This is a genomic window from Streptomyces sp. NPDC001407, assembly GCF_042895325.1.
Classification (GTDB): Bacteria; Actinomycetota; Actinomycetes; order Streptomycetales; family Streptomycetaceae; genus Streptomyces.
In genome coordinates this window covers 1-16,950 of the sequence record NZ_JBIAWF010000024.1, presented here as the reverse complement: position 1 = coordinate 16,950, position 16,950 = coordinate 1, and the positions used below count along the sequence as shown (strand labels likewise).

14 protein-coding genes are annotated in these 16,950 nt (G+C 72.9%); 3 read left to right on the top strand and 11 right to left on the bottom strand.

The genetic code is table 11. From position 1 onward, the window contains the following. Window positions 1–3: 3 nt before the first annotated feature. Complete coding sequence (locus tag ACFY1P_RS27585; protein ID WP_361528883.1) at window positions 4–321, bottom strand: hypothetical protein; 318 nt, start codon at window positions 319–321, stop codon at window positions 4–6. A gap of 120 nt (window positions 322–441) precedes the next feature. Here ACFY1P_RS27585 and ACFY1P_RS27580 point away from each other — a divergent pair, with 120 nt between their 5' ends. Further along, window positions 442–1,263, top strand: coding sequence for a hypothetical protein (locus ACFY1P_RS27580; RefSeq protein WP_361528918.1), 822 nt, complete (start codon window positions 442–444; stop codon window positions 1,261–1,263). Window positions 1,264–1,764: 501 nt separating this feature from the next. Here the strand turns inward: ACFY1P_RS27580 and ACFY1P_RS27575 are convergent. Continuing rightward, complete coding sequence (locus ACFY1P_RS27575) at window positions 1,765–3,180, bottom strand: PLP-dependent aminotransferase family protein (RefSeq protein WP_390752129.1); 1,416 nt, start codon at window positions 3,178–3,180, stop codon at window positions 1,765–1,767. Window positions 3,181–3,227: 47 nt separating this feature from the next. On the opposite strand from ACFY1P_RS27575, the gene ACFY1P_RS27570 reads away from it, so the two are divergent. Together ACFY1P_RS27570 and ACFY1P_RS27565 are read left to right on the top strand one after the other, a co-directional pair. Continuing rightward, window positions 3,228–3,704: a carboxymuconolactone decarboxylase family protein gene (locus ACFY1P_RS27570; RefSeq protein ID WP_361535494.1), complete on the top strand. Its 477-nt coding sequence runs from the start codon at window positions 3,228–3,230 to the stop codon at window positions 3,702–3,704. 261 nt (window positions 3,705–3,965) lie between these two features. Beyond that, a complete protein-coding gene (locus tag ACFY1P_RS27565) occupies window positions 3,966–4,592 on the top strand; it encodes a flavodoxin family protein (RefSeq protein WP_390752128.1) in 627 nt (208 codons plus the stop codon). A 192-nt stretch (window positions 4,593–4,784) separates the two neighbouring features. On the opposite strand, the gene ACFY1P_RS27560 is transcribed toward ACFY1P_RS27565, so the two are convergent. The 9 genes from ACFY1P_RS27560 to ACFY1P_RS27520 form a co-directional block, all read right to left on the bottom strand. Next, window positions 4,785–5,753, bottom strand: coding sequence for an ABC transporter substrate-binding protein (locus ACFY1P_RS27560; RefSeq protein ID WP_361532412.1), 969 nt, complete (start codon window positions 5,751–5,753; stop codon window positions 4,785–4,787). Next, on the bottom strand, window positions 5,740–7,770 hold the full coding sequence (locus ACFY1P_RS27555; RefSeq protein WP_361532409.1) for an ABC transporter permease subunit: 2,031 nt from the start codon (window positions 7,768–7,770) through the stop codon (window positions 5,740–5,742). Before ACFY1P_RS27555 ends, ACFY1P_RS27560 begins: the two co-directional genes overlap by 14 nt. Window positions 7,771–7,918: 148 nt before the next feature. Next, window positions 7,919–8,983, bottom strand: coding sequence for a glycine betaine/L-proline ABC transporter ATP-binding protein (locus ACFY1P_RS27550; RefSeq protein WP_361532406.1), 1,065 nt, complete (start codon window positions 8,981–8,983; stop codon window positions 7,919–7,921). Continuing rightward, window positions 8,980–10,551, bottom strand: coding sequence for a GMC oxidoreductase (locus ACFY1P_RS27545; protein ID WP_361532403.1), 1,572 nt, complete (start codon window positions 10,549–10,551; stop codon window positions 8,980–8,982). The genes ACFY1P_RS27550 and ACFY1P_RS27545 overlap by 4 nt, the downstream gene beginning before the upstream one ends. 62 nt (window positions 10,552–10,613) lie before the next feature. After that, on the bottom strand, window positions 10,614–12,116 hold the full coding sequence (locus ACFY1P_RS27540) for an aldehyde dehydrogenase family protein (RefSeq protein WP_390752127.1): 1,503 nt from the start codon (window positions 12,114–12,116) through the stop codon (window positions 10,614–10,616). Window positions 12,117–12,308: 192 nt separating this feature from the next. Then, on the bottom strand, window positions 12,309–13,208 hold the full coding sequence (locus ACFY1P_RS27535; RefSeq protein WP_390752126.1) for a hypothetical protein: 900 nt from the start codon (window positions 13,206–13,208) through the stop codon (window positions 12,309–12,311). A gap of 12 nt (window positions 13,209–13,220) precedes the next feature. Further along, window positions 13,221–13,754 carry a hypothetical protein gene (locus ACFY1P_RS27530; RefSeq protein WP_361532394.1) on the bottom strand — a complete coding sequence of 178 codons (534 nt, stop codon included), beginning with the start codon at window positions 13,752–13,754 and terminating at the stop codon, window positions 13,221–13,223. After that, window positions 13,751–15,355, bottom strand: coding sequence for a hypothetical protein (locus ACFY1P_RS27525; RefSeq protein ID WP_390752125.1), 1,605 nt, complete (start codon window positions 15,353–15,355; stop codon window positions 13,751–13,753). The genes ACFY1P_RS27530 and ACFY1P_RS27525 overlap by 4 nt, the downstream gene beginning before the upstream one ends. 171 nt (window positions 15,356–15,526) lie before the next feature. Then, window positions 15,527–16,516, bottom strand: coding sequence for a malate dehydrogenase (locus tag ACFY1P_RS27520; protein WP_361532388.1), 990 nt, complete (start codon window positions 16,514–16,516; stop codon window positions 15,527–15,529). Between the last annotated feature and the right edge of the window lie 434 nt (window positions 16,517–16,950).

Here is a 16,950-nt window from a genome sequence, read left to right as displayed (position 1 = left end):
GGTTCAGCCGCCGCTCGAACCGGAGCAGCCGAAGCCGCCACGGTGCACGGCGCTGCTCCTGTCGAAGGTGCCGCCGCCGGTGTACGTGCCGGACTTGCCGCTGTTGTAGTACCAAGTCCCCGCCGTGCGACCGGAGTTCTTGTCCGAGCACGCCTTCCGGTCGAGGACGCGGTAGCCGCCCTTGGCCGCGTCGTAGCTCTTCGGGTCCACGCAGCGCTTGTCCGGCTCGGAGCCACAGGAGGTGAGGGCCGCCGCGAGGGCGCCCATGCTGCCGAGTACGACCGTGGACGAGCGCAGGCGCCTGCGCGCTTTCTCCGCCATGTTCCGACCCCCGTCAGAATGCGTTCCGTGCAGCGGGTTCCCGCTGCGGCGTTCACCCTAAAGGGGGAAGTCGTGTGGCCGGCCGCCGGGCGGCCTACAGTTCGGGGCGTGCTTCTTGGGATGCTCTGCGCGCTCGGTTCGGCGGTCTGCTTCGGCACCGCGTCCGTCCTCCAGGCCGTCGCCGCCCGGGCCTCCGCGCCCGGCAGCGGCTCGGGCGTGGACCCGATGCTCCTGCTGCGGGTGCTGCGGCAGTGGCGATATCTGGCCGGACTCGCCCTCGACGGCCTGGGCTTCCTGCTGGAGCTGGTCGCGCTGCGGTCCCTGCCGATCTACGCCGTGGGCGCCGCCCTCGCCGCGAGCCTCGCGGTGACGGCCGTGGTGGCCTCCCGGGTGCTGGGCGTGCGGCTCAGCGGCGTGGAGTGGGCCGCGGTGTGCGTGGTGTGCGGCGGGCTGGCGATGCTGGGCCTCGCCTCGGGGGCGGAGGGCCACCGTACGGGCTCCACGGCCCTGCGCGTGGGCACCCTCGCCGTCGCCGCCGCCGTCCTGGGCCTGGGCGCCCTGGCCGGCCGCCTGCCGGGCCGCTCCCGGGCGGCGGCGCTGGGCCTGGGCGCGGGCATCGGCTTCGGCGTCGTGGAGGTGGCCGTACGCCTCGTCGACGACTTCTCGGTGCGGGGCGTGCTCACGAATCCGGCGGCTTACGCGTTGATTCTGGGCGGTGGTGCGGCTTTCATGCTGCTCACGTCGGCGCTTCAGCGGGGTTCTGTGACGGCGGCTACGGCGGGGATGGTGCTGGGGGAGACGTTGGGGCCGGCGGTGGTGGGGGTGGCTTGGCTGGGGGACGGGACGCGCTCCGGTCTCGAACCGTTGGCTGTGGCGGGGTTTGTGCTGGCGGTTCTGGGGGCGTTGACGCTGGCGCGGTTCGGGGAGGTGGCGGGGGATTGATTCCGGGGGCTCGCTTTTCGCCTGCGGCGGGCTTGTTCCCCTGCCCCGCCCCTTCCCGGAACCGGGGAGACCCCGGACCCCCTGACCGCGCTCCGCGCGGTGTCCTCAAACTCCCCCAGCTACCTCCCCCAGACTCCGTCCGGGGGTGCCCCCAGAGGTGCCCCCAACGGGCTGAAATCAGCCCGTCCGGCGTTTGAGGACGAGCGCCGCAGGCGCTGCGCGTCAGCCGACGTACCCGCACAGCGGGGTCTGGGGCAGCGCCCCCCCACGCGGCGGAGCCGCAAATTCAGATGCAGCCGGGAAGGGGCGGGGTAGGGGAACAAGCCCGCCGCTGGGGGCACCTCCCAGCGTTAGCTGGGGGAGCACTCAAGCCGCACCCGGGCACGGGTCCGGGGCGGAGCCCCGGCCGCGGCGGAGCCGCGCATCAGATGCTGCGGGAAGGGGCGGGGCTGGGGAACAAAGCGCCGCAGGCGCAAGCGACCCGCACCCGGCAACGCACCCTCACCCCGCCGGCAACACCCGCAGCAACGCCGCCAACGCCCCCTCGAACCCATGCGCCGGCGGCGTCCCGTACCCCACCACCAGACCCTCCGGCCCCGCCGACAGGCCGAAGCGGAAGCGGGACAAGCCCTCCAGGGCCAAGCCCTCCCAGGCCGCCGCCCGCACCGTGTCCTGTTCCGTGCCCTCCGGCAGGGTGAGGACCGCGTGCAGGCCCGCCGCGATGCCCGTGACGCGGATGTGCGGGGCGTGCAGGGCGAGGGCCGCCACCAGTTGGTCGCGGCGTCGCCGGTAGCGCAGCCGCATCGCGCGGACGTGGCGGTCGTACGCCCCGCTGGTGATCAGTTCCGCGAGGGTGAGCTGGTCGAGGGCGCCCGAGCTCCACTCCCCCGCCCGCTTGAGCGCCACGACGTCGCCCACGAGGTGCTCGGGGAGCACCATCCAGGACAGCCGCAGCCCCGGGGCGAGGGATTTGCTGGCGGTGCCGAAGTAGACGACGTTCTCGGGGCGCAGTCCCTGGAGGCAGCCGACGGGGCGGCGGTCGTAGCGGAACTCGCCGTCGTAGTCGTCCTCCAGGATCAGCCCGCCGGTGCGCACCGCCCAGTCGACGACGGCCGCGCGCCGGTCGGGGTGCAGGGGCACGCCGGTGGGGAACTGGTGGGCGGGGGTGAGCAGCACGGCCCGCAGGTTCTCATGGTCTGCCAACTCCTCGACGCGGGCGCCGGATTCGTCGACGGTCAGCGCGGTCGGGCGGATGCCGTGCCGGTCGAGGGCGTCGTGGTGGAACCAGAGCCCGTACTCCTCGACGCCCAGCTCGCGCGTCCCCCGCTCGCGCAGCACCCGGCTCAGCAGGGACAGTCCCTGGGTGAAGCCCGCGCAGACCACGATCCGCTCCGGGTCGGCGCGCACGCCGCGCGCCCGGGACAGATAGTCCGCGAGCGCGGTGCGCAGTTCGACGCGGCCGCGCTCGTCGACGTGGCCGAACGCCTCGGCGGGCGCCGCCGCGAGCGCGCGCCGGGCGGCGCTCAGCCACGCGGCGCGCGGGAAGGCGGAGACGTCGGCGGTGCCGCCCCGCAGGTCGTGGACGGGGCGCGGGCGGGTCCGGGGCACGGGTGACCTGCGCTCGGGCGCGCCGGGCTCGGCGCGCGGTGCCACCCGGGTGCCGGAGCCCTGCCGGGCGGTGAGCCAGCCCTCGGCGACGAGCTCGCCGTAGGCGTCGGCGACGGTGTTGCGGGCCAGGCCGAGGTCCTTGGCGAGCGTGCGGGAGGCGGGCAGGCGGGTGCCGGGGGCGAGCCTGCCGGTGCGCACGGCGTCGCGCAGGGCGCGGATCAGCGAGGCCCGTACACCGCCGGGCCCGGTCAGGTCGAGGTGCAGGTCGGCGCCCGCGCCGTCACCGGAAATGGCCCACGTTCTCTCCACGGGAATGGACCATACCGGTGGGCTGCCCAGGCCGTAGCGTCGTAGGCATGACGAACGAGAACACGCACAGCCACAGCCCCCGGATGTTCCTCCACCAGCTCGCCCCCGAGGTGCAGAAGGCGATGATCGCCCTGCACAAGGCCGCCACGAAGGGCCTGGAGCCGTCCCTCGTCGAGCTCGTCCAGATCCGCGCCTCGCAGCTGAACCACTGCGCGTTCTGCCTGGACATGCACACGAAGGACGCGCGCAAGGCGGGCGAGACCGAGGAGCGGATCTTCCTGCTGCCCGCGTGGGAGGAGGCGCACGGCTTCTACACCGAGAAGGAGCGCGCGGCCCTCGCCCTCACCGAGGCCGTCACCGTCCTGACGGACGGCTTCGTGCCGGACGAGGTCTACGAGCGGGCCGCGCGCCACTTCCCCGAGCAGGAGCTCGCGCACCTGATCTCGGCGATCATCACGATCAACTCGTGGAACCGCATTGCCGTGACGACCCGGCTGGCGCCGGGCGCGTACGACCCCAGCTGACTGCGTGTTGTCAAAGGCAGGTTCTGAGAAATTGCGGCGCACCAGCCCGCCGCGCTCCAGGGCGTTCAGGGTCTTCTCGCCGGCGCCGGCTACCCGCCGCCGCAAACGCGCGAAGACGTTGAACACCCCGTCCGGCACACTTCCGCACAGCGCTCACCAGCCCACCATGCCTTCCGAAAAAGTTAACCCTTCCATCGTTTTCCTTGGATTCGTCGACCGCTTCGCGCCGCGCCACGCGGCGCGACCTTGAGGAGCCCCGCCGTGACCACCCCCACCCCGACCGCCTCTTCCGCAGCTGCCGCCCCGCCGGTCGTCGCCATCGCCCATCACTCGGGGTTCGGGCACACCGCGGTGCTCGCCGAGGCCGTGCGGGAGGGCGCCGCCGGGGCCGGCGCGACCGTCCACCTGGTCAAGGTCGACGAAATCACCGAGGAGCAGTGGGGCCTGCTCGACGCCGCCGACGCGATCGTCTTCGGCTCGCCGACCTACATGGGCACCGCGTCCGGCGCCTTCCACGCCTTCGCGGAGGCCACCTCGAAGCGGTGGGCGACCCGCGCCTGGCAGGACAAGCTCGCCGCCGGCTTCACCAACTCGGGCTCCAAGAGCGGCGACAAGCTGCACACCCTGCAGTTCTTCTCCGTGCTGGCTGCCCAGCACGGCATGCACTGGATCAACCTCGGCCTGCCGTCCGGCTGGCACTCCACCACCGCCTCCGAGTACGACCTCAACCGCCTCGGCTTCTACCTGGGCGCCGGCGCGCAGACCGACACCGACCGGGGGCCGGACGGCGTCCACAAGGCCGACATAGCCACCGCCGAACACCTCGGCCGACGAGTCGCCGCCCAGGCCGCGGTCTACGCCGCCGGTCGCGCCGCCGTCACCGGCTGATCCGCCTCCTGTGGACGCCGGGCGCCCGCAGGGATGGGCAAGGCGGCTGGATGCGAGCGCGCCTGGAGGAGGGGGCGGCCCCGGACACAGCGCCAGGGCAGGCGGCCCCCTCCTCAGACCCGGGGATACGAAACACCCACCCCCGGTCCGGGGCGGCACGGGGGTCCGCCCCGGACCGGGGGTGGCGCCCGATTAAGGAATCCAGCGCTTCCAGACGTCCGGGTGCTCCTTGACCCACCGCTTCGCCGCGTCGTCGGCGGAGAGCTTGTCCTCCGCGATCATCTGGGCCACTTCGTTCTGGTCGTTCTTCGTCCAGTTGAAGTTCTTCAGGAAGCGGGCCGCCTTGCCGCCCTTGTGCGTGAAGTCGGCGTTGAGGAACTTCTTCAGCGACGACGTCGGGTACGCGCAGTCGACGGTCGAGGGGTCGGCCGCGCCCTTGTCCGCGCAGGAGTCGGTGTGCTCGGGGAGCTTCACCTCCACCATCGGCACCTCGTTGAAGAGCCACTGCGGCTCGTACCAGTAGGTGAGGAACGGCTTCCTGTCCTTGGCGAACTGCTTGATCTGCGTGATCTGCGCCGCCTCGGAACCGGCGAAGACGACCTGGTAGTCCAGGCCGAGGTTCTTCACCAGCGCCTTGTCGTTGGTGACGTACGACGGCGAGCCGTCGAGCAGCTGGCCCTTGCCGCCGCTCTCGGGCGTGCGCAGCTGGGACGCGTACTTGTTGAGGTTCTTCCAGTCCAGGACGTCCGGGTGGGCGTCGGCGAAATACTTCGGGACGAACCAGCCGATGTGCCCGGTGACCCCGAGGTCGCCGCCGGGCGCGATCGTCTTCTTGTCCTTCACGTACCGCTTCTCCTGGTCCGGGTGGCCCCAGTCCTCCAGGATCGCGTCGACGCGGCCCTGGCTGAGCGCGTCCCAGGCGGGCACCTCGTCCACCTGCACGGTGTCGACGCGGTAGCCGAGTTCGTGCTCCAGCAGGTACTTGGCGACGGCCGCGTTGGCCCGCGCGCCCACCCACGACTGCACGGAGAGGGTGATGGACTTCGTGCCCTGGGCGTTGGCGTACGGCGACGCCTGCTTGGTCATGTCGGCCGCACCGCAGCCGGTGGCGGCGAGCAGGCCGAGGGCGCCGGCGGCCACGATCCACTTACGCGTCTTCACGGGCACCTCCCTTCGTGGGCTGCGTGACCCGGTCGAGCATCAGGCCCATGCAGACGATCGCCGCGCCCGCGACGAGGCCGGTGGCCAGGTCGCCCTGGGCGAGGCCGAAGACCACGTCGTAGCCGAGCGCGCCACCGCCGACGAGGCCGCCGATGATGACGACGGACAGCACCAGCACGACGGCCTGGTTGACGGCCAGCAGCAACTGCGGGCGGGCCAGCGGGAACTGCACCTGACGCAGCTGCTGCCCGCTGGTGGCGCCCATCGAGCGGGCGGACTCCAGCGCGCCGGGGTTGACCTGCCGCAGGCCCTGGCTGGTGATGCGGACGACGGCGGGCAGCGCGTAGACGATCGCGGCCGCCGCGGCCGGGGCCCGGCCGACGCCGAAGAGGGCGACGACGGGGATCAGATAGACGAACTGCGGCATCGTCTGGCACACGTCCAGGACCGGGCGCAGCAGCCGCTCCACCCGCGCGCTGCGCGCGGCGGGCACGGCGATCGCGAAGCCGAGGACGAGCGTGACGGCGACGGCCGCGAGCACCTGCGAGAGGGTGTCCAGGGAGATCTCCCAGCGGCCGAGCACGCCGATCGCGGCCAGCGCGAGGACGGCGGTCAGCGCGGTGCGCCAGGTGCCGATCAGCCAGGCGAGGGCGGCGACCAGCAGCAGCGCGCCCCACCAGGGGAGGGCCTGGAGGCCGTCGCGCAGCGGGTCGAGGACCCAGCCGGTGTAGTGCGCGGCCCAGTCGGCGGTGCCGCCGATGCCGGGCAGGCCGGAGTAGAGGTGGTCGACCATCCAGTCCTTGGCGTCGTTGACGGGACCGGCGATGGCGACGTTCCAGCTGTCGGGCCAGTTGAGCGCGGAGAGCGCCCGCCCGGCCAGCGCGACGGCGGCGGTGCCGGCCGCGGCGAGCAGCCAGGCCGTACGGCCGGTGATCCGCCGGCCGGTGCGGCCCTCGGCGCCCGCGGCGGCCGTGGTGCGGTCCATGACGATGGCCAGCAGCACGATGGGGATGCCCGCGGCCAGCGCGCTGCCGACGTCGACGGTCGACAGGGCCTGGTAGACGCGGTCGCCCAGGCCGTCCGCGCCGATGACGGACGCGATCACGGCCATGGACAGGGCCATCATGATGGTCTGGTTGACGCCCAGCAGGAGCTCGCGGCGGGCCAGCGGCAGCCGCGCGGTCAGCAGCCGCTGCCGTCCGGTCGCGCCGAGGGACTCCACGGCCTCCATGACGCCCTTGTCGGTGGAGCGCAGGCCCAGGGCCGTGAGGCGGGCCATCGGCGGGGCCGCGTAGACGACGGTCGCGAGGACGGCCGGTGCCACGCCGATGCCGAAGATCAGCACGACGGGCATCAGGTAGGCGAACGCGGGCAGCGACTGCATGGTGTCCAGGACGGGCCGCAGGGCGCGGAACGTACGGTCCGAGAGACCGGCCGCGAGGCCGAGCAGCGCGCCGACCACGACGGACGCGGCGACGGCGACGATCATCAGCGCGAGCGTGCGCATGGTGGGCACCCACATGCCGAGCAGCCCGCACACGGCGAACGACACGACGGTGGTGACGGCCACCCGTACGCCCGCGACCCGCCAGGCGAGCAGCGTGGCGCCCGCGGTGACCCCGGCCCAGCCGAGGGCGAGGAGCACGGTGTAGACGGCGTGGACGGCGTCGATGATGCCGCCGCTGATGTAGCCGAAGAAGTACAGGAACAGCCAGTGGCTGTCGCGGTTGTCGATGATCCAGTCGTTGGCGCGGCCGAGCGGCCCGCTCAGGTCGACGGTCAGCGGGTGCGGCCAGCTTCCGCTGCCCCAGAGGGCGGCGGCGACGGGCGCGAGGACGGCCGCGGCGAGGGCCAGCACGAGCAGCTTGCGCGCGGCGGGCCGCTCGCGCAGCGCCTGCCGGATGCGGCCGTCCTGGCCGGCGGCGGCTGCCTGCGGGGAACCGGCCCCGCGCGTGGCCGACGACGAGGGCGCGACCGCCTTGCGGGTCGTGTCGGCGGTGGTGGTCGTCAGGCTCATGTACAGCTCCCGTCCGGGCGGGCGGCCCTGGGCCGTGTCCGGCCGTGCGTCTCCCCGCGGCCCGTGTCGTGCGAAGCGCCGTTCGCCGACGGCGTCAGCGGCCGCCGGACGGGCCGGTTCGCCACGACTTCGCGATACGCGTGGACCCTCATGCCGCCGCCTTCCCGTCGCGGTCCAGGCCGGCCACCACGCCGAGCAGGCCGCGGTGGTCGACGATGCCGAGGCAGCGGCCGTCGTCCATGACGCGGGCCGCGGAGCCCGTGCGGGCGACCGTCTCGATCGCGTCGGCGACCGTCGTCGCCGGGGTCAGGGCGGGGCCCGCCTCCGCCTCGCCCGGCAGGGCGTCCCGCATGGCGCGGCGGACGGTGAGGACCTGCTCGCGGGGGACGTCGCGGACGAAGTCCCGTACGTAGTCGTCCGCCGGGGAGCCGACGATCTCCTCCGGGGTGCCGCACTGCACGACGCGCCCGGCGCGCATCAGCGCGATCCGGTCGCCGACGCGCAGGGCCTCGGACAGGTCGTGGGTGATGAAGACCATCGTGCGGCCCTCGTCGCGGTGCAGGCGGACGACCTCCTCCTGCATGTCCCGCCGGATCAGCGGGTCGAGGGCGCTGAACGGCTCGTCGAAGAGGAGCACTTCGGGGTCGGCGGCGAGCGCGCGGGCGAGCCCGACGCGCTGCTGCTGACCGCCGGAGAGCTGGGTGGGGCGGCGCCCCTCCAGGCCGGCGAGGCCGACCTTCTCCACCATCTCGCCCGCCTTGGCCCGGCGTTCGGCCCGGCCGACGCCCTGGATCTCCAGGCCGTACGCGACGTTGTCGAGGACGGTGCGGTGCGGGAGCAGGCCGAAGTGCTGGAAGACCATCGCGGCGCGGTGGCGCCGCAGTTCGCGCAGGGCGCCACTGTCCATGCCGCACACGTCCTCGCCGTCGATGGCGATGGTGCCGGACGTCGGCTCGATCAGCCGGGTCAGGCAGCGCACCAGCGTGGACTTGCCGGAGCCGGACAGGCCCATGACGACGAAGACCTCGCCCTGGCGGACGTCGAAGGACACGTCGCGGACGGCGACGGTGCAGTTGGCCTCCTGGCGCAGGTCCTCGGGCGAGAGGTCGGCCAGCGGGCCGCCCGGCACGCGGTCGGCCTTGGGCCCGAAGACCTTCCAGAGGTTGCGGACGGAGAAGACGGGCGCCTCGGTTGTGCCACTGCCGCCGTTCATCGGGCATCGCCCCTGTCGGTATCGGAGACAAGCAGCTCCGCGCACTTCTCCCCCACCATCAGGACGCCGATCATCGGGTTCACGGCGGGCATGGTCGGGAAGACGGAGGCATCCGCGATGCGGACGCCCTCCAGGCCGCGGATCCGCAGCTCGGGGTCGACGACCGCCTGCGGGTCGTCGGCGGCACCCATCCGGCAGGTGCCGGCGGGGTGGTAGACGGTGTGCGCGACCTTCCGCGCGTACTCGCTGATGTCCTCGTCCGAGGTGATCTCCGGGCCGGGGCAGACCTCGCGCTTGAGCCAGCCGGCCAGGGGCTCGGACTTGGCTATCTCACGGGCGATCTTGATGCCGTCGACGAGGGTGCGGCCGTCGTAGTCCTCCTCGTCCGTGAAGTAGCGGAAGTCGAGGGCGGGCTTGACGGCCGGGTCGGCGCTGGTGAGGTAGAGCCGGCCGCGGCTGCGCGGCTTGGGGATGTTGGGCGTCATCGACACGCCGTGCTCGGGCTTCTCGTAGCCCAGGCGCTCGGGGTTGTCGGTGAAGGGGATCTGGTAGAAGTGGAACATCAGGTCGGGGCCCGGGGATTCGGGGTCCCGCCGCACGAAGAGACCCGCGTCGGAGTCCATCGCCGAGTTCTCGGGTATCGGCCCGTCGGTCTCCCACACGATCACCGACTCGGGGTGGTCCAGGAGGTTCTCGCCGACGCCCGGCAGGTCGTGGACGGCGGGGATGCCCAGCGCGTCCAGGTCGGCCTTGGGGCCGATGCCGGAGTGCATCAGCAGGCGCGGGGTGTCGACGGCGCCGGCGCACAGCAGCACCTCGCGGCCCGCCTCGACGAAGACCTCCTCGCCGTCCTTGGTGCGCACGTGCACGCCACTCGCGCGGGTGCCGTCCAGTTCGAGCTTGTACGCCCAGGTCTCCAGCAGGATGCGGAGGTTGGGGCGGTCACCGGCCTCGATGTGCGGGTGGAGGTAGGCGACGGAGGCGGAGGAGCGCTTGTTGTTCTCCGGGTGGTAGGCGAGGTCGAAGAAGCCGACGCCCTCGTGGAAGGGCTTCTTGTTGAAGCCCTCCACGCGCGGCACGTCGATGGCGGCCTGCGCGGCTTCGACGAAGTCGCGGGCGATGGCGTTCCGGTCCTTCTCGTCCACGGCCACGATGTTGTTCCGCAGCCGGGTGAAGTACGGCTCCATGGACGCAGCGTCCCAGCCCTCGGCGCCCGCGGCCACCCACTCGGCCCAGTCGCCGGGCAGCGGCTTGAAGGCGATCAGGGTGTTGTGCGAGGAGCAGCCGCCCAGGACCTTCGCCCGGCTGTGCCGGATGTGGGAGTTGCCGCGCGGCTGCTCGGTCGTCGGGTAGTCGTAGTCGAGGTCGCCGCCGAGGAGACCGAGCCACCGGCGCAGCGTGAGCACGTCGGGGCGGTCGATGTCGGTCGGGCCGCCTTCGATGACGACGACGGACGTGCCGGGGTCCTCGGCGAGCCGGGAGGCGATCACCGATCCGGCGGTGCCGCCACCGACGACGACGTAGTCAGCGGTGATCTTCGCGCGGGTCTCTTCGACAGCGGGGGGCATGGGGGTACTCCTCGGGGGCAGGGAAGGTTCTTCGCGTGACGGTTCGTTCGCGGACGCGGGCGTCAGCCCGCGAACCAGCGGACGGGCTTGGGGGCGAGGTTCTGGTAGACGTGCTTGGCCTCGCGGTATTCGGCGAGGCCCGCGGGGCCGAGCTCGCGGCCCGTGCCGGACTTGCCGAAGCCGCCCCACTCCGCCTGCGGCAGGTAGGGGTGGAAGTCGTTGATCCACACGGTGCCGTGGCGCAGCCGCCCGGCGACCCGGCGGGCCCGGCCGGCGTCCTTGGTCCACACGGCGCCCGCGAGCCCGTACTCGGTGTCGTTGGCGAGCTCGACGGCCTCGTCCTCGGTGCGGAAGGTCTCGACGGTGAGGATCGGACCGAAGGTCTCCTCCCGGACGACCTTCATGCCGCGGTGGCAGCGGTCGAGGACGGTCGGCGAGTAGAAGTAGCCGGTCGCGGGGCGGACGGCGCTCGGCTCGGGCTGGGAGCCGCCGCAGCGCAGCGCGGCGCCCTCGGCCAGCGCGGAGGCGACGTACGCCTCGGTCTTGTCGAGCTGCGCGGCGGAGACGAGCGGGCCGCACTCGACGCCCTCCTCGGTGCCCCGGCCCAGCCTGATCTTCTCGGCGCGGCGGGCGAGTTCGGCGACGAACCGCTCGCTGACGGACTCCTCGACGATGAGGCGGGAGCCGGCCGAGCAGACCTGGCCGCTGTGGATGAACGCGGCGTTGAGGGCCTGGTCGACGGCGGTGTCGAAGTCCTCCTCGGTGGCGCAGGCGTCGGCGAAGACGACATTGGGGTTCTTGCCGCCGAGTTCGAGCGCGACCTTCTTCACGGTCGGCGCGGCCGCCTGGGCGACCTTGACGCCGCTGGCGAGGCCGCCGGTGAAGGAGACGAGGTCGACGTCCGGGTGCTCGGACAGCCGGGCGCCGACGGGGTCGCCCGCGCCGGTGACGAGGCCCGCGACACCGTCCGGCAGGCCCGCCTCGGCCAGCAGCCGGACGAGGTGCACGGTGGAGAGCGGGGTGACCTCGCTGGGCTTGATGACGAAGGTGTTGCCGGCCGCGAGGGCCGGGGCGATCTTCCAGCTCGCCTGGAGCAGCGGGTAGTTCCACGGGGTGATCAGCGCGCAGACGCCGACCGGCTCGTGCACGACGATGCTGTGCACCTCGTCCGAGCCCGCGTCCACCACGCGGCCGCCGCCCTCGCCGATGACGAGGTCGGCGAAGTAGCGGAAGGCGTTGGTGACGTCGTCGACGTCGACGCGGCCCTCCTCCAGGGTCTTGCCCGTGTCCCGGCTCTCGGTCAGCGCGATGGCCTCGCGGTCGCGCTGGAGCAGGTCGGCCACGCGGCGCAGCAGCGCGGCCCGTTCGGCGACGGGTGTCCGCGGCCAGGTGCCGTGGTCGAAGGCGCGGCGGGCGGCGGCGATCGCGGCGTCGGTGTCGTCGGCGCCGCCCTCGGCCACCACGGCCAGGGTCTTGGCGTCTGCGGGGTCGAGGACCTCCCGCTGCGCGCCGGACGTGGCGGCACGCCACACCCCGTCCACAAGGATGGTCTCGACTGACGACATGCTTTTCTGCCTTCCGGTCCGCTGGGCGCTGAACTACCGCGCCGGGCCCTCGCGGGGCCCGGCAACGAGGCGCGCCTAACCAGAAGGCGGAAACATATGCCACTTCTTTCGCGAAGAGTGACGGGAGTCACTTATGCGCGTCCGACGCGTCCTGCGGGCCGCCGCCGGGGCGGCAGCCCGCAGGAGACCGGGTCAGCCTCCGTTCGTGCAGTAGGCCGTGGGGCAGAAGGAGCTCAGCAGGGTCCGGAAGACCCCCTCGTACGACCCCCAGTCCCCGGCCGGGCCCGCGACCAGGAGCCCGTACTGCTGGTGGTCCGGGGCCAGGAGGTCGTGCAGGGCGACGTGCCGGGGGCTGCCGTCGTCGCGCGTGTAGGTGTACTCCAGCTCCGCCGCCCCGCCGGCGGTCCGCTCCATCCGGACGCGGTGGTAGCCGGGGTTCTTGGACATGCTCGCCTCGGTCGACACGATCGCGTCGTACGGCGTGGCCTCGGGCCCGTGCAGCACGAAGACCTGGATGAAGCTCTCGTCGTCGGCCGTGCGGTAGTAGACGGACGTGCCGTCCGTGCTGCGCTGCCAGCCCTGCGGCACGTCGAGCGTGAAGCCCGAGGGGTCCTTGGTGCGCGCGTAGCCCGCGGGGGCGCTGCCGGTGCCCGTGCCCGTGTACGGGCTGGGCGAGTCGTACGTCGACTGCCCGGTGGGCAGGTCCGTCGGCGGCGCGTACGTCGGACCGCCGGTGAGACCGCCCGTGAGACCGCCCGTGAGACCGCCCGTGACCGTGGAGCCGTCGTAGGACGGGCCGGGGGTCACGGGGGCGGTGGGGGCGGACGGGACGCCGCCTCCAGGGGTGCTGCCGCCCCCGTCGTCGCGTGTCAGCTCCCAGATGCCGACGCCGATGCCGCCCGCCAGGACGACTCCGGCCAGCACACCGGCCAGGATCGCCGCGTGCGAGGGGCCCGTGGCGAGGTCGTCCGGGGGCACCGGGCCCAGCAGGATGTCCGGCTCGGTCGGTTCATGGGGGCCGTGGTGGTGTGGCCTGCGGGGTGGCGGGTCGTCGTCCACCCACTGCTGGAGATCCGCGTCCCAGCGACTCATGTGCCCGCCCCCTCACGCCAGCAGCTGGGTGATCGCCTGGACGACGGCGAGCGCCGACGCCAGGCCCGCCGCCACCGTGGCGCCGCCGGTCAGCAGGGACCGCAGCCGCTCCAGCCGGCCGCGGTCGGCGCGGCCGGTGCGCGTGGCCTCCTCCTCCAGATCGGCGAGCTCCTCGTCGACCGCGTCGAGGCCGTCGTCCTCGCTCCGGGCGAGCAGGGGCAGTTGGCCGCGCAGTTCCCGTACGGCCAGCAGCAGTGCGGCCGGCACCGGGAGGGGCTCGCGCGCGGCGTCCACCGCCTCGGCCCCGTGCCCCGCGGCGACCGCGCCGCCCTCCAACTCGCCGACCGCGACGCCGCCTTCGCCGGGCGCGCGCCCCGGCACAGGCGCTAACGCGCCCCCTCCGGGCGCGGGCCGGGCAACGCGCTCCGAGCGGTCCTCCGCCCGCGCCTGCCGGCCGCTGGCGACCGCGCCGCCGGTCATCCGCCCGATGGCGATGCCGCCGCCCCGCCCTTCCCCGTCGTGTCCGTGCTGGTTCCGCTCCGTCATGATGCCCCGCTCTTCGCCGTGTTCTTCGCCTGTGCCCCGGCGCCCGCGGCGACCGCACCGCCGCTCATCGAGCCGATGAAGACGCCGCCCTCGCTGATCTGCACGATCTGCTGCTCGAACTGGTCGGTCTCGAAGCCCTGCGAGCGCAGGGCGTCCCGTACGCCGCTCGCGATGCGGTCCTGGACCGTCTTCACATAGCGGCTGATGTCCATCTCCTGGAACAGCGAGACCCCCGGCGTCCCGGCCATCTCCCGCACGGACCCCGCCGGGCCGTCCGGCACCGCGCGCTGCGGGTCGGCGAGCCAGGTGCGGAAGCCGGAGACGGCGGAGCGGACGGTGGAGACGGCGGCCGCGAAGCCGGCGGCGGGGCCGCTGAGCAGGGCCCGTACGCCGTCGCGCAGCACGTCGTCCTCGCCGCGGGAGGCGATCACGTCGACCGCCCGGAACTCCGGCTTGATCGGCGTCAGGACGTGCGGCACGACCTCCAGCACCAGCATGCCGCCCTGGGTGTGCACCCGGACCAGCACGGAGACCACGACCTGCTCGTCCCAGGCGCCGACGCGCACCCGGAGGAAGTAGCGGCGCGCCTCGCCGCCCTCGTCGACCGACTCGGCGAGGTGCCGCAGCACGGTGGCGTCCGCGTAGTCGAGGCGGGGGCGCGGCGGGCCGACCGGGAGATAGACGAACTCCTCGATCTCCAGATCCTTCAGCCGGTCCCGGCTGGTCTCGGCGGCACCCTTGCGCAGCGCCTCCAGACGGGGGCGTACGAGCTCCACGACGGTGCGGCCGGTGAAGGGCGCCGCAGGGCCGCCGGCCGGGCCCGCGTCCTTGCGCCGCTTGAGCTCCAGGGCGAACGACCAGGGCTCGTAGGGGCGGCCCATGCCGATGAAGGGGCGGGTCGGGTCGTAGATGGTCAGGCCCGCGTACTGCTCGCGGTCGATGGCCTGGGCGATCCGCAGGTGGTGCCGGGTCTCCGGCACCGCGCGCGGCGCGTGCGCGAAGGCCCTGCGGCCGAGCTCGGCGCGCATCACGGCCGCCACCCGGGAGCGGTGCATCCACACGGGGAGCACGAGCACGAGGGGGAAGATCAGCGCGAGCCAGTTGCCCGCGCCCTCGACGAGGCTGGAGACCGCGAAGAGCCAGTAGGCGAGCACGACCAGCGGCGGGATCACGGGCACCAGCACGCGCAGGGGTGCCGGGTGCCCCTTCAGCGCCTCGCGCAGGGTGCGCTTGTCCACCACGTAGACGGCGGATCCACGGCCCGCGGCGGCGTGCGCGGACCACTGGATGAAGCACACTCCGGCGTAGAGCGCCGCCCAGACGGGCGGGACGCCGTCCCCGGAGGTGGCGAAGTCGACACCGATGAAGGCCGCCCAGAGGGCGAGGAGTAACAGCGCCGTCTGGGCGTCCTGTTTACGGGCGCGAAGCGCGTGGGTGAGCACCGGCACGACGTCCACGCCGAGCGAGGGTGCGATGGGTCTTTCCTCGTGTTCCACCAGCTCCTCGATGACGCGGCGGCGGAACTCGATGTCCAGGTAGGTCCCGGCGCAGAGAAGCCTGGTGGCCTCGGTCCGGGAATCGTGTCGGGCGTTTGCTGACATGCAGGTCCCCCGATCGTCGAACTGACCCGCGAATACACGGCAGTTGACGTATTTTCGGAGAACTCAGAATAAGCCAGAAGGCCCGCCACCGACCCCCTGCCGGGGGCAAATGACGGGCCGAAAATCGACGCGTACGGGCGTACGTCTGCACGCCCGTACGAATAGGGTCGATCAGATGAGGCCGAGGGCGCGCACCGCGTCGCGCTCCTCGACGAGCTCCTGCACGGAGGCGTCGATGCGGGCGCGGGAGAACTCGTTGATCTCCAGGCCCTGGACGATCTCGTACTTGCCGTCCTTCGTGGTGACCGGGAAGGAGGAGATGATGCCCTCGGGCACGCCGTAGGAGCCGTCCGACGGGATGCCCATCGAGGTCCAGTCGCCGGCGGCGGTGCCGTTGACCCAGGTGTGCACGTGGTCGATCGCGGCGTTGGCAGCGGAGGCGGCCGACGAGGCGCCACGGGCCTCGATGATCGCGGCACCGCGCTTGGCGACGGTCGGGATGAAGGTGTCGGCCAGCCACGCCTGGTCGTTCACGACCTCGGCGGCGTTCTTGCCGGCGACCTCGGCGTGGAAGATGTCGGGGTACTGGGTGGCCGAGTGGTTGCCCCAGATCGTCAGCTTCTTGATCTCGGAGACCGGGGTGCCGGTCTTCTGCGCCAGCTGCGAGATCGCGCGGTTGTGGTCCAGGCGGGTCATCGCGGTGAAGCGCTCCGCCGGGACGTCCGGCGCGGCGGCCTGGGCGATCAGGGCGTTGGTGTTGGCCGGGTTGCCGACGACGAGGACCTTGATGTCGTCCGCGGCGTGGTCGTTGATCGCCTTGCCCTGCGGCTTGAAGATGCCGCCGTTGGCCTCCAGCAGGTCACCGCGCTCCATGCCCTTGGTGCGGGGGCGGGCGCCGACGAGCAGCGCGACGTTCGCACCGGCGAAGGCGACGTTCGGGTCGTCCGTGATGTCGATGCCGCGCAGCAGCGGGAAGGCGCAGTCGTCGAGCTCCATGGCGGTGCCCTCGGCGGCCTTCAGCCCCTGCGGGATCTCCAGCAGGCGGAGCTTGACCGGCACGTCCGCGCCGAGCAGCTGGCCGGAGGCGATGCGGAAGAGCAGCGCGTAGCCGATCTGACCGGCCGCGCCGGTGACGGTGACATTGACGGGAGTGCGGGTCATGGCGATCTCCTGCTGCGAACTGGGGTTGGGTGTCCCTGCCCATTTGTGGGGATCTCTCTCGGTGTCAAGAGATCCGGCGTCAGGCTATCCGACGCGGCGGTGGGGGAACGCGGGGGTGGGTGTGGCACGCGACTCATTGACCCGGGGGTGGGGTCGCTGTGCGTCGGCTTACGCGCAGCGCCTGCGGCGCTCGTCCTCAATCGCCGGACGGGCTGCTTGTTCCCCAGCCCCCGCCCCTTCCCGGCTGCGTCTGATGTGCGGCTCCGCCGCGTGGGGGGCTTCGCCCCAGACCCCGAAGCACGCTTCGCGCGCTGTCCTCAAACGCCGGACGGGCTGATTTCAGCCCGTCCGGCGTTTGAGGACACCCGGCGGAGCCGGGTTGGGGTCCGGGGTCTCCCCGGTTTCGGGAAGGGGCGGGGTAGGGGAACAAAGCC

What these genes read in the sequence shown, in the direction of transcription:
- ACFY1P_RS27585 (WP_361528883.1), bottom strand. Translation starts at nt 321, where the DNA reads ATGGCGGAGAAAGCGCGCAGGCGCCTGCGCTCGTCCACGGTCGTACTC.
- ACFY1P_RS27580 (WP_361528918.1), top strand. Translation starts at nt 442, where the DNA reads ATGCTCTGCGCGCTCGGTTCGGCGGTCTGCTTCGGCACCGCGTCCGTC.
- ACFY1P_RS27570 (WP_361535494.1), top strand. Translation starts at nt 3,228, where the DNA reads ATGACGAACGAGAACACGCACAGCCACAGCCCCCGGATGTTCCTCCAC.
- ACFY1P_RS27555 (WP_361532409.1), bottom strand. Translation starts at nt 7,770, where the DNA reads ATGAGCCTGACGACCACCACCGCCGACACGACCCGCAAGGCGGTCGCG.
- ACFY1P_RS27550 (WP_361532406.1), bottom strand. Translation starts at nt 8,983, where the DNA reads ATGAACGGCGGCAGTGGCACAACCGAGGCGCCCGTCTTCTCCGTCCGC.
- ACFY1P_RS27545 (WP_361532403.1), bottom strand. Translation starts at nt 10,551, where the DNA reads ATGCCCCCCGCTGTCGAAGAGACCCGCGCGAAGATCACCGCTGACTAC.
- ACFY1P_RS27540 (WP_390752127.1), bottom strand. Translation starts at nt 12,116, where the DNA reads ATGTCGTCAGTCGAGACCATCCTTGTGGACGGGGTGTGGCGTGCCGCC.
- ACFY1P_RS27535 (WP_390752126.1), bottom strand. Translation starts at nt 13,208, where the DNA reads ATGAGTCGCTGGGACGCGGATCTCCAGCAGTGGGTGGACGACGACCCG.
- ACFY1P_RS27530 (WP_361532394.1), bottom strand. Translation starts at nt 13,754, where the DNA reads ATGACGGAGCGGAACCAGCACGGACACGACGGGGAAGGGCGGGGCGGC.
- ACFY1P_RS27525 (WP_390752125.1), bottom strand. Translation starts at nt 15,355, where the DNA reads ATGTCAGCAAACGCCCGACACGATTCCCGGACCGAGGCCACCAGGCTT.
- ACFY1P_RS27520 (WP_361532388.1), bottom strand. Translation starts at nt 16,516, where the DNA reads ATGACCCGCACTCCCGTCAATGTCACCGTCACCGGCGCGGCCGGTCAG.